The sequence below is a fragment of the Vibrio atypicus genome, assembly GCF_009811315.1.
GTDB lineage: Bacteria > Pseudomonadota > Gammaproteobacteria > Enterobacterales > Vibrionaceae > Vibrio > Vibrio atypicus.
Map to the genome: position 1 here is coordinate 156,258 of NZ_BLID01000003.1, position 12,331 is coordinate 168,588.

General features: G+C 43.8%; 11 protein-coding genes. 6 read left to right on the forward strand and 5 right to left on the reverse strand.

The window, feature by feature from the left end:
- The first annotated feature begins 375 nt into the window (after positions 1-375).
- Together GVO60_RS07980 and GVO60_RS07985 are read left to right on the forward strand one after the other, a co-directional pair.
- Positions 376-1,356: a sugar-binding transcriptional regulator gene (locus GVO60_RS07980; protein WP_159652699.1), complete on the forward strand. Its 981-nt coding sequence runs from the start codon at positions 376-378 to the stop codon at positions 1,354-1,356.
- Between the two features lie 154 nt (positions 1,357-1,510).
- Positions 1,511-2,803 carry a glycoside hydrolase family 18 protein gene (locus tag GVO60_RS07985; RefSeq protein WP_159652701.1) on the forward strand — a complete coding sequence of 431 codons (1,293 nt, stop codon included), beginning with the start codon at positions 1,511-1,513 and terminating at the stop codon, positions 2,801-2,803.
- A gap of 39 nt (positions 2,804-2,842) precedes the next feature.
- Here the strand turns inward: GVO60_RS07985 and GVO60_RS07990 are convergent, their stop codons facing one another.
- The 4 genes from GVO60_RS07990 to moeA are packed head-to-tail and all read right to left on the reverse strand — an operon-like array spanning position 2,843 to position 6,011.
- Positions 2,843-3,670 carry a sulfurtransferase gene (locus GVO60_RS07990; RefSeq protein ID WP_159652703.1) on the reverse strand — a complete coding sequence of 276 codons (828 nt, stop codon included), beginning with the start codon at positions 3,668-3,670 and terminating at the stop codon, positions 2,843-2,845.
- A 10-nt stretch (positions 3,671-3,680) separates the two neighbouring features.
- Positions 3,681-3,998: a hypothetical protein gene (locus tag GVO60_RS07995; RefSeq protein WP_225874911.1), complete on the reverse strand. Its 318-nt coding sequence runs from the start codon at positions 3,996-3,998 to the stop codon at positions 3,681-3,683.
- Positions 3,999-4,016: 18 nt separating this feature from the next.
- Positions 4,017-4,766: a molybdopterin-synthase adenylyltransferase MoeB gene (moeB, locus tag GVO60_RS08000; RefSeq protein ID WP_159652707.1), complete on the reverse strand. Its 750-nt coding sequence runs from the start codon at positions 4,764-4,766 to the stop codon at positions 4,017-4,019.
- A 9-nt stretch (positions 4,767-4,775) separates the two neighbouring features.
- Positions 4,776-6,011 carry a molybdopterin molybdotransferase MoeA gene (gene moeA, locus GVO60_RS08005; protein WP_159652709.1) on the reverse strand — a complete coding sequence of 412 codons (1,236 nt, stop codon included), beginning with the start codon at positions 6,009-6,011 and terminating at the stop codon, positions 4,776-4,778.
- Positions 6,012-6,329: 318 nt separating this feature from the next.
- Between moeA and GVO60_RS08010 the strand changes: the two genes are divergently transcribed.
- The 4 genes from GVO60_RS08010 (at position 6,330) to dbpA (ending at position 10,999) form a co-directional block, all read left to right on the forward strand.
- Positions 6,330-7,073 (forward strand): substrate-binding periplasmic protein, encoded by a 744-nt coding sequence (locus GVO60_RS08010; RefSeq protein WP_159652711.1) that lies wholly within the window; start codon positions 6,330-6,332, stop codon positions 7,071-7,073.
- A gap of 25 nt (positions 7,074-7,098) precedes the next feature.
- On the forward strand, positions 7,099-8,700 hold the full coding sequence (locus tag GVO60_RS08015) for a sensor histidine kinase (RefSeq protein WP_159652713.1): 1,602 nt from the start codon (positions 7,099-7,101) through the stop codon (positions 8,698-8,700).
- Positions 8,701-8,856: 156 nt separating this feature from the next.
- A complete protein-coding gene (folE, locus tag GVO60_RS08020; RefSeq protein WP_159652715.1) occupies positions 8,857-9,510 on the forward strand; it encodes a GTP cyclohydrolase I FolE in 654 nt (217 codons plus the stop codon).
- Positions 9,511-9,622: 112 nt separating this feature from the next.
- Entirely contained in the window at positions 9,623-10,999 is a 1,377-nt protein-coding gene (gene dbpA / locus GVO60_RS08025; RefSeq protein WP_159652717.1) for an ATP-dependent RNA helicase DbpA, read from the forward strand.
- 80 nt (positions 11,000-11,079) lie between these two features.
- Here the strand turns inward: dbpA and GVO60_RS08030 are convergent, their stop codons facing one another.
- Entirely contained in the window at positions 11,080-12,240 is a 1,161-nt protein-coding gene (locus tag GVO60_RS08030) for an MFS transporter (protein ID WP_159652719.1), read from the reverse strand.
- Positions 12,241-12,331 lie beyond the last annotated feature (91 nt).

Here is a 12,331-nt window from a genome sequence, read left to right on the forward strand (position 1 = left end):
AATAGACGGATTATTTAGGAATATCCACTTCGGCTACTTAATCTAAATATTTTCAACGTATGAACACTTGTAATGAACATTTGCTCGAACGCTGAGTAAATGATGGGTTCATAATTATCTCATATAGGCAGAATGTCAATTGATAAACGAGCAATTAAGTGATGTTCATCAAGTAATTTTTCTCTCATGAAACGACCTGTATGCAATTAAACGTTTGCTAAGGACTGACGGGGCTTTGGTAAGAATTTGAATGTTGAAAATGTGAGCTGAGAAAATGTAATTCTAGTGAGCAAATGTTGCATTGTGGAGAGGGTGTAGCATATGCTAACCATCTGAGCACATGTCACGTGCTTTGATAGCTTTGGAAGAAAAACAATGAGCAAAACTCAACATGATATCTCAGACGACAACGCTGACCTTTTAACTGAGATTTCAGTCGCCTATTACCAAGACGGTGCTACCCAAGAAGAGATCTCCAAAAAATTCTCTGTATCACGTGCGAAAGTAGGCCGAATGCTGAAACAAGCGCGTGATGAGGGCATCGTAGAAATCACGGTTAAATACCATCCGGTTTTCAGTGCGAAGATCGAGCAACGGTTAATCGAACGTTTTGGTGTCAAGCGTGCGTTGATTGCGTTAGATCAGCCAGTAGAAGAACAGCAGCGTCAGCAAGTAGCGGGTCTTGTCTCTAAGTATATGGCCAGTTCGATTCAAAACGGCTCGGTGGTCACGGTGGGTCAAGGACGTAATGTTTCTGCTGTGGCGCACCATGTAGGTGTTATCCCCCAACGAGATGTGAAGTTCGTTTGTGGCATTGGCGGTATTCACCCAAGAGGCGGTATGTTCAATGCGGATCATATTTGTCGTCAGTTTGCGAAAAGCTATGGTGGTACATCAGAAACTTTGTATGCCCCTGCATATGCTGAGAATCGTGAACAAAAAATGGCTTTTATGCAAAATGCGACTGTTAAGCAGACTCTTGATTTAGCTCGTAAGGCTGATGTTGCGTTAGTCGGGATTGGCGACATGAGCGAGAATAGCTACATGGTGGATTTGGGTTGGTTTACCGCTGATGAAGTGGTTCAATCGCGTATGCAGCAAGGGGTAGTAGGGGATTTTGCTGGTTACGACTTTTTTGATATTCACGGACAATCCGCCAAAACGGTTATGAGTGATCGTGTTATTGGTCTAAGTATTGATGAGTTTCGACCGATTTCTCAGGTAATAGCGATTGCAGCGGAAAACAGTAAACCACTGGCGTTACTTGGTGCACTTCGTACTGGAGTGATCGATGTGATCGCAACGAGTGTAAGTAATGCACTAACCGTACTGAACCTTGATGAACAAATGAAATGATCGATAAATGACGTCGCGCAGGTTTTAACGCCTGACCGTGCAATTTATGTAATTTGGATGCGGTGGACACAAAGTCACTCGCATCCCAAATTTGTTTACACGTAAAAATTAATTTTCCTTGATTAATTAGTAATCAGTTAACAAGGAGAATAAAATGAAGAAGACAATCGCTGCTGTCGTTTTAACCTCGACAATGAGTATTGCTGCTCATGCCCAAGACAAAGTCGTCGCGGGATACTTCGCCGAATGGCAATACAACAACCCTGACAACCCATATCAAGTCAAAGATATTCCTGCCGAAAATCTTACTCAAATTATCTACGCTTTCTTAAGTATGTGTGGGCCGCATACCGGAGCGAGTGAAGCAATTCAAAAGCAAGTCGCAGAGCACTGTGAGGGAAAAGAACCGTTCACGGCGATAGTGGTTGATCAACAATCTGCTTTAAAAGAAGATTTTGGTCCGGTATCGGTGCCAGTTGATTACAAAGGCCACTTTGCTCAGTTAGCCCAGTTAAAAAAGGATAATCCTCAATTAGTTATTCTGCCGTCGTTTGGCGGGTGGACCATGTCTGAACCTTTTCATGCCATGGCTAAAGATCCAAAGTCCATTAAGCACTTCTCTAAGACAGCGGTTGAATTGATTGCGCAGTACGATTTCTTTGGTGGCATTGATTTAGATTGGGAATACCCTGGTGGCGGTGGCCTTACGACCTCTCCTTGGAACCCAGATACAAAACTGAGTGATGGCCAGAAAGCCGATGAAAGAGAAGCGTTTAACCTGTTGGTAAAAACCCTTCGTGCTGACTTAGATACGCTCGCTGATAAAACAAAGCGCAATTATGAGCTGTCCACTGCGGTTGGTGTTGGCGCAAAAGCGCAACAAATAGATTGGAAAACTGCGAGCCCTTATTTAACCAATATGTTTGCCATGACGTATGACTTTCTGGGCGGTTGGGGCCAGCAAACAGGGCATACGACTAACTTACACGCAACAGACCGAAGCTGGTGGGGAATGGGGGCTGATGTTTTTATTAATCAGATGATTGAACAAGGTATTCCGAGTGAAAAGCTTGTTATCGGTGCGGCATTTTACGGCCGAGGTTGGCAAGGAACGCAAGCCTACAATGGTGAACTACCTAACGGTGAACTGCTTTCTGATGGAGGCGCACCATTTGGAACAGGCGAGAATGGCTACTTTATGTTCTGGGATCTTGTAAACAACTATGGGACCAAGCAGGGATATCAGTACAAGTATGATGAACAAGCACAAGCGCCTTATTTATGGAATCCAGAGAAGAAAGTCTTTATTTCGTTTGAAGACAAACGTTCAATTAAAGCCAAAGCTAACTGGGCCAAAGAAGCCAAGCTAGGTGGTATTTTTACTTGGGAGCTATCCGGAGACCCTAGCGGAACCTTGGTAGAAGTAATGAGTAAAGAAGTTCAGTAAATATAAGCCCCAGTATAATACTGGGGCTTTTTTTAAAGGTTATTCGATCGGTAACTCTTCCCGTTGCCCCCACTCAGTCCAAGAGCCATCATAAATCGATAGTCCTTTGTAGCCGCAAAGCTCTGCGGCGAGCAGTACGATAGCGGCAGTGACGCCGGAACCGCAACTAAATAGGGTTCTATCAACCTCTTTTGAAAGAGACTGATCAAGTATTGGTTTGAGCTCATCTATTGGCTTAAGTTTATGTTCATTCATCAACTCGGCAAAAGGCTGACATACCGAGTTTGGAATGTGACCACTGCGAATCCCAGGTCTCGGTTCGGGCACTTCCTTATTGAATCTAGCCCGAGAACGAGCATCAACCGTCAGTGATTTAGGATTATCGATCTCATTGAGGACATGCTCGGCATCAATGAAAAAATTTGGGTCTAGCGTACCCGTGAAGTTGCCTAGCATGTGCGGTTGGTCGTACTGTTCTACAGTTTCAAACCCAGCGTTTTTCCATTCTGTTAAACCGCCGTCAAGAACATAGACATTTTTGTGTCCCATCGCTTTAAGCATCCACCAAGCGCGAGGTGAGGCGAACGTACCACTATTGTCGTAGACGACCACAATAGATTCGTTGTTGAGCCCTAACTCTTGCGCTAAGCCTATAAACCGATCCTGATCTGGCATCATATGAGGAAGTGAAGCGTTGATGTCACAAAACTCTTTGTCGTAGTCGAACCTAAGGGTCTTTGGAATGAAATTGACGGTGTCTTTTTCTACTTCACCAGGGATCTTGAAATCGATACTCGCATCAAGAAGGATAAGGTTCGGGTTAGTAAGCTGCTGGTTTAGCCATTGGGGAGTAACGAGTGGAGACATACGTATTCCTTTACTGATGTTGATAGCATTTAATAACTTGGTAAGAGTTAACTTTAGTGAAAGAGTTGTTTTCTTGCTCAATTAAGACTTGTGATCGCTCTGGACAATCCAGCTTTGGGTCACTTTGAATTAGTAATGGCTCGCCGTCTTCTGTGATGACATTGAGATAACGACGGTGCCCATCGAGTGATTGAGTCAGTGTTTGTGAGGCCACTGTCGCAGTAAACCTTTTGACGCTGGCTTCTGGTTTCAAATACAGCATTAAAAGGAGAGTTAAGCAAGAGACTGCAAAAGCGGTAAGAAATATTTTAGGGTTATTCAAAGTCACTCCTTACCGCGTGCATGTTTAGCTACATACCGGGCAGTTAGGCATCTTCATTAAGTTCATTTCGCGCCAAGACATACTAAGCGCATCTAAGATTAGAATTTTTCCTTTCTTAGGCTGGCCATAGTTTGCGATAACTTTGATGGTTTCCATTGCTTGTACTGCACCAACAATACCTACAACAGGTGCCATAACACCAGCTTCGACACAACTTAAAGCTCCACTTCCGAAAAGCGCACTCAAGCATTGGTAGCATGGCTGCGTTGGGTCATCATAAGTAAAGACACTGATTTGTCCTTCCATGCGAATGGCTGCGCCTGATACAAGAGGCGTTTTTGTCGCAAAACAAAGTCTATTGAGCTGGTTGCGAGTCTCAACGTTATCAGAGGCGTCGACAACGATAGAGTGCGTTTCGATTAGCGCCCTAAGTTCACTGTCATCTAAGCGCGTGGCAACTGTCTCAACAACGATATGTGGGTTAAGCTCACGTAGTGAATTTGCTGCCGACTCAACTTTCTTTTTGCCAATATCCGCGTCGTGGTGCAGTACTTGGCGCTGCAGGTTAGAGAGTTCCACCACATCATCATCGATGAGGGTTATTTTCCCTATGCCTGCCGTCGCTAAATATTGGCTAGAAGCACAACCCAGTCCGCCTGCGCCAAGCATTAAAACCGATGCTTGTTTGAGGGCTTCTTGGCCCTCAAAATCAAATTGGCGCAAAATAATCTGTCTGTTGTAGCGCAGCATCTCTTGATCAGAGAGTATCTCCAAAGCCAACTCCTAATATAACGTTGAGTTAAACAGCTGGATATTCACGGTTTCGCCAGACTCAACACGGCCTCGCTCACGTTCTAAAACCACAAAACAGTTCGCTAAGCTCATTGAGCGGAATGCGCCTGAGCTTTGGTTGCCGGTTGTTTCAACGACAAACTGGCCGTTTTCAATCGTATAAATACCACGTTGATAGTCTGTACGACCCGGTGACTTTTTAAATGCACTGCGCGTAATGGCTGGGATAGACTCGGGTGCTTTCCATTCAGTGTGACCTGCGAGTTTTGCTAGCATAGGCTGAACAAGTACGTACATGGTCATGACTGCTGAAACTGGGTTTCCTGGTAGCCCGCAGAACCATGCCGTTGATAGTTTACCAAAAGCAAACGGTTTGCCTGGTTTGATAGCCAGTTTCCAGAATCCGATTTGGCCTAACTCTTCCAAAATATCTTTGGTGTAGTCTGCTTCACCTACGCTAACACCGCCAGAGGTGACAACAACGTCGGCGAGTGTTTGCGCTTGCTCGAATGTGGCTTTTAACTGATCAGGGCAATCTGGGATAATGCCAAGGTCGATAGGTTCGCAGCCAAAGTTTTCAATAAGCGGTTTTATGCCATAGCGATTGCTATCGTAGATTTGCCCCTCAGCGAGTGTTTCGCCTAGTGGCTTAAGCTCGTCACCAGTCGAGAAAAACGCAACGCGAGGTTTACGTACGACCGTGACATGGCTTATCCCCAAGGTCGCGATCATAGGAATATCTCGAGCTGTTAAACGCGCTCCTTTCGGTAAAACAACATCCCCTTGTTTGATGTCATCACCTGTCGGACGAATGTTATTTTGCGGTTTTACGTCAGTTTGATTGATGACGATGCCAGCGTCTGATTCTTCAGTGTTTTCTTGCATGATAACGGCATCACAGCCGTCAGGGATTTTAGCGCCAGTCATAATGCGAACGCAGTAACCCGCTGGCCATTCACCATCAAAAGGTTGTCCTGCGAAGGACTTACCAGCCAGTGGCATGACATTGTTGGCGTTAAGATCAGTAAGTCTTACAGCGTAGCCGTCCATTGCTGAGTTATCGAATGGCGGGACAAAAATAGGCGAGAGAATGTCTTCCGCAAGCACATAACCAATTGCGTCAGCCAGTGGCAATTGTAAGGTAGTTTGGATTGGTTTGATTGGCGAGAGCATCTGCTCCATCGCATCTTCAATCGGCATTAAGCCAGGAGCGTCACAACAGCCCATATCGAAATCCTAATCTATTGTAATTTTTTGACGTTCAGAGCGGGCTACTTTACCACATAAACAAAAGATCAATCATGACCTCTAATAAAATATGAATTGATTCCCCTCGCTAAGGTGTGATGGTGAACCTAAAGTCTGACGATTTACCTCGAAAGAGGTGTATCCATGATGGGTTCTGCGTGGATCCGGTTTAGCCTATCAATCAACCATTATAGTCCTTTAGGTTGGTTTCGGTATTTTCTCCTATACTCTTCGTATTAGTTGAAAGAGATTTAAAAACATTCAAATACGAATCTAAATAGGTATAGGGAGATTCCTATGTTTCATAAACTATGGATAAACGCACTTTTACTTATATCAGCTGTTTTTGCCACTCATGTCCATGCTCAGAACAAGGTTGTTAACGTTGGTTTTGTGGTTGGTATTCCTCCTTTTGTGATTGGTGAAGAGGGAATTCTCGTCGATATTATAGGTGAGGCATTAAAGCGTTCAGACTACAAAATCTCTAATTACAAATTTCCAAGTAAGCAGTTTGATCAGGACCCTTTAAATACGTTCGACGAGTTGGATATTTTTATTGGCACACCGCTGTCTTTCCGTGTCGATTATTCCTACGGGAAAGTATTTGAGTTCGATAATGTTGCGGTATCAAAGGCGTCAAGTGAACTGACCATTGATAGTGTCTCTGACCTAAAAGGTAAATATATTGTTGGGTTCAATAATGCGAAACAGCATTTGAAGGAGCCTTTTACGACCTTCTATAACCAAGAACTCGCAAACTGGGAGGGGTACAAAGAGATCGAAAATCAACAAGCTCAGTTTGATATGTTAGTAAAAGACAGAACTCAGGTTATTTTACTTGACCGAAGTATGGCGTATTACTACGCAAGCAAAGCGGGAGTGAAGAACATGGAAGGCTTCGTATTCCATGAGATATTCCCAATTAAAAACACGATCTACGTAGTGGGCCGCGACCAAAAATATATACAACTGATTAAGCAAAATCTTAATGAGATGGAAAGAGATGGTACTTTATTAGCATTAGTTGAAAAATACCGTTAGTGCTGAGATCAGGTAGCAGTAAAAGATGCAATTTCAGTCTATCAATAGCAGGTTAACGCTACGCATCATCTTGTTTAGCTCGGTGGTGACCGTTTTTATAACGGGTGTGCAGTTATACTCTGACTACCTTATTGCCAAAGAAAGCATCAATGTAAGCCAGCAGTATATTTTTACCTCCTATCAGGATGCACTGGAAACCAGTTTGTGGGTGTTGAACAACGAACTCATTCAGTCGCAAATCAATGGTATTATCAGTATTCCAGATATTAGCTATGTAAGAATAGAGGGTGATGGGGAGACGTGGGAGCTCGGTAGAAAGAAAACAGAACATATCCTTGAACAAAGTCTCGACCTCAAATATTCCTATATTGATCAGCGTGCCGTTGATATTGGCCGCTTAGTAGTTCAGTCAGATCTGTGGGTGATTTATCACAGCCTGATTGATAAAGCCTTGCTCATCTTGCTATCCAATGGCTTAAAAACGTTTATCGTGGCAGGGTTTATCATCTATTTGGTGAATGCCATTGTTACGCAGCCGCTAAATCAGATGAGTGATTACCTCAAAAAATTCCAGTTCCAGCAAGACAATCCGCCAATGAAATTGAATCGTGCAATCGCTAATGATGACGAAATTGCCTTTATGATTTCTATTATCAATAAAATGTGTTCAGAGCTTAACAGTTCTTATGGCGATGTCTTGGAGTCTCGGCGGCAGCTGGCGAAGGCTCTTGATGAAAAGCAAGTTTTGTTAGAGCAAGAAATTCGCTTCAAAGAAGATTTAGAGGTAATGGTTTCCGAAAGAACCCAAGAGCTTGAGTCGACATTGATCACTTTGAAAGAGACGCAAGCGAGTATGGTTGAAAATGAAAAAATGGCGTCTCTGGGTAACTTGGTTAGTGGCGTCGCTCATGAAATCAACACGCCTTTGGGTATCTGTATTACTTCGAGCTCATATATTGCTGGTCAAGTTGATGACCTACTAAAGAACCATCGTGAAGGGACGCTCAATGAGGCAATCTTTACTGATTCGATGGATAGCATCAATAAGTCAATAGAATTACTGAGTGCGAATCTTCAACGCTCTGCTGTATTAGTGTCGAGTTTTAAACAGGTATCAGTGGATCAGGGCGATCAATCGATTTATCGATTCTTTATTAGAGATCATATCGATAAATTGGTGATTTCATTGTCGCACGAACTGATGAAACATCATGTAGATGTAAACATTCAATGCGATGAAGACTTAACCATTGAGAGTTACCCAAGCGCGTACGTTCAGATATTTACGAATTTAATTACAAACAGTATTGCCCATGGGTTTGAAAACTGGGAAAGCGAACGGTCGATCTATATTAAGATTTCAAAAGATGAAGCTGAGTTAGTGATTGATTACCGAGACACAGGTAAAGGAATACCTGACTCGGTAAAAGGGAAGGTATTTGAGCCATTTGTTACAACAAAACGTGGTGTTGGGGGAACAGGGCTCGGTGGGAATATTGTATACAACACCGTTACTCAGTTGCTCCAAGGAAAGATAGAGTGTTGCTACGATGTCGATGTAGGGGCTCACTTTATGATAACCGTACCATTAGATGCTTCGCCTACCATTTCCGAGAATATCGCTTAGATAAGTGAATTCCATCGATTCTTTCATTTGGTCCGCTTCATTCATTGATACATAGGGTGATTGCGCTGATGCCCACGTATAAAATATGGGTGTAATTGTTCAAAAATCCGAGTATCCTTGTCTGCCATCCTAAAGGGGTAAAGAAGAGGAAGTGGAATGTCAGGTCTTAGCGAATCCGCGAAGTTGGTAAAAGATGCGCTAGAAAGCCGAGGATTAGAGACACCTATGGTGCCTAATCAATTCAGTCGAGAAGAGAAAAAAGAAAAAATTCAGCATCATATGCGTGAGATTCTCTCTTTGCTTGAGCTTGACCTTACCGATGATAGCTTAGAAGAAACACCGCACCGCATTGCAAAAATGTATGTGGATGAAATCTTCTCTGGTCTTGATTACTCTAATTTCCCAAAGATCACCGTCATTGAAAATAAGATGAATGTGAGTGAAATGGTACGAGTGAAAGACATCACGGTAACCAGTACTTGCGAGCATCATTTAGTGACGATTGATGGCCGTGCCGCAGTGGCATATATTCCGCGTGGCAAGATTATCGGTCTTTCTAAAATTAACCGTATCGTTCGATTCTTTGCGCAGCGTCCTCAAGTGCAGGAACGTATGACACAGCAAATACTCGTAGCATTGCAAACATTGCTTGAGTCTGATGATGTTGCTGTGACAATTGATGCCACTCACTATTGTGTGAAATCGCGTGGCGTTATGGATGCAACGAGCGAAACGACGACCACAGCATTAGGTGGTATTTTTAAGAGTAACCCAGCAACAAGACATGAATTTCTTCATGGAATTCGTTAACGGTTGTGTAGGGCAAAACAGATAACAAAAACCGCTTCCCACCGAAGCGGTTTTTACTTTTTAATCGCGATATTCACACTGTAAATTGTCGCGAAAGAACCAAGGTATTATCGTGACAACATCATTTAAAACATTGAGCCTACGTCCTGAACTACTAGAAACACTAGATACGTTAGGCTATACAAGCATGACACCAATTCAGCAGCAAGCGTTGCCGATCGTGTTAGACGGCAAAGACGTCATTGGACAGGGTAAAACCGGTTCAGGCAAAACGGCGACATTTTCGTTAGGCCTGCTGAGCAACTTAAACGTAAAGCGTTTCCGCGTTCAAACATTGGTTTTGTGTCCGACTCGTGAGCTGGCTGACCAAGTAGCGAAAGAGGTGCGTACACTGGCTCGTGGTATCCATAATATTAAAGTACTGACTTTATGTGGTGGTATGCCAATGGGGCCACAAATTGGCTCACTTGAGCATGGCGCGCATATTCTAGTGGGTACACCAGGCCGTATTCTTGACCACATGTCTAAAGGTCGTATCAATCTTGATGAACTGAATACATTGGTGCTTGATGAAGCAGACCGTATGTTAGATATGGGCTTTGAAGACGCGATTGATACCATTATTGAAGCTGCACCAGAAAAGCGTCAAACACTACTATTTAGCGCGACATTCCCTGATAACATTTCTTCTTTAGCTGCGAAAGTTATGCGCAACCCAGAAATGGTAAAAGTGGAATCAACGCATGAAACGACCACCATTGAGCAGCGTTTCTTCAAGCTTAATACCACAGAAGAGCGTGATGATGCGTTGGAAACACTGCTATTAACTCACAAGCCTGAATCATCGGTTGTGTTCTGTAACACCAAGAAAGAAGTGCAAAACGTAACAGATGAGTTGAGCCATCGCGGATTTAGCGTAGTGGAATTGCATGGTGATATGGAGCAGCGTGAGCGTGAGCAAGCGTTAACCATGTTTGCTAACAAGAGTATCTCTATCCTTGTGGCGACTGACGTTGCGGCTCGTGGCCTTGATGTCGACAACCTAGATGCCGTATTCAACTTTGAGTTATCACGCGATCCTGAGGTTCATGTACACCGAATTGGTCGTACAGGTCGTGCGGGCTCTAAAGGCATTGCGTTTAGCTTCTTTAGTGAAAAAGAAGAGTATCGCGTAGCACGTATCGATGAGTACATGGACATTGCGATTTCACCTTCAACACTACCCGAGAAACCGGTTGAGCGTCCTTTCTATCCTAAGATGCAAACTATTCAGATCTTAGGGGGTAAAAAACAGAAAGTTCGTGCGGGTGATATTTTGGGTGCATTGACGAAACAAGCAGGCTTAGACGGTAAGAAGATTGGTAAGATCAATATTCTAGCGATGGTTTCTTACGTTGCGCTAGAGCATGACATCGTTAAACCAGCACTGAAGCAGCTTCAAACTGGTAAAATGAAAGGGCGTAATTTCAAAGCGCGTGTCATGAAATAATCAGCGACTTACAAAGAAACGCCTTGATACATGGCGTTTGGAATGTAAAAAGGTCTAGCCGATTGGCTAGACCTTTTTATTTATTCGCCTGCAACTGCTTGGCGTTTGGTTTTAATACTCGCGATCAACATGTAAATGCATGTCGCGAGTAGCGTTGCAAATAGGTAACCCATTAAACCTTGTGCACCAGTCATAAACCAGTCTGCAAGTACAGGGCCGGCTACAGAGCCTAAGCTGTAGCTAAACAGCATAACTTGTGTTGCCGATACAATGTAGTTTGCGTCCAATTTGTCACAACCTAAGTTGATGGCGACTGGGTAGAGCGCAAACGTTGCCATGCCCAATAAAAATAAACCAACACCCAAAGCATGAATTCCGCTGATTGTCGTGGTGATGGTAATCGCAGCAACACCCATTACGCAGAAGATAGCCATTAGGAACGTGCGACCAAAGTACTTAGACATCCAAGGTACAATTGGCTGAACTGCCATGCCACCAAGAATAACCAGTGCCATTAGACTTCCTAGGTCGCTGGTTGAGATTCCACGTTGAGATAGCTCAACTGGCATCAAACCATAAATCGCACCTAATGTTAGACCCGACACAATACAGCCAATAATCGCAGCGTGGTTAAGCTTAGCGATCTGTTTTAGCGATAATGGCGTGCTGTGTTCGCTTTCAGGTTGGTCAGTTTCTCCAAACAGTAGAACAACAATTGCAATCAACAACATGGTGAAAATAACGATAAATGGCACGCCACCTGTTACGCCAATGACGCCAATACCAAGTTGGCCAAGTGATGTACCGCCGTATAGAGAACCCATGTAAAGGCCAAGACGTTTACCACGCTGAGATTCATCACCATGTAGCAACCAAGACTCTACGATCACGAACACACCCGCGACAGCAATACCCGCAACAAATCTTGCCGCGAGCCATACTGGGGCATTGTTAAATGCAGGCAACACAGCGATGGTCGCAATAAAGGTTGCTAAACAGATAACAAACGCATTTCGATGGCCGACTTTGGTCACCATTGGCTCAATAGCGACCGCTCCTACTAAAAGGCCTGCATAGAAGGCACTTGCTAGCCAACTCGCTAAAGACGATTCAAGACCGTAATGTGGCAGCATAAGAGGGATCAAGCTCATTAAATAGCCTGACGCTACCGCATAAAGAGCAAGCGCAATTACAGGTACAGATATGCGTGCTTTTGGAGCAGGAGCAAGGGTGTTTTCCAACGTCGTAGCCTCGTTATTTTGGATTAAATATGAACAGATTTCGGCGCGACTATGGAGTGAAAATGGGGTGGGGTACAGCGAATTGTTTTAC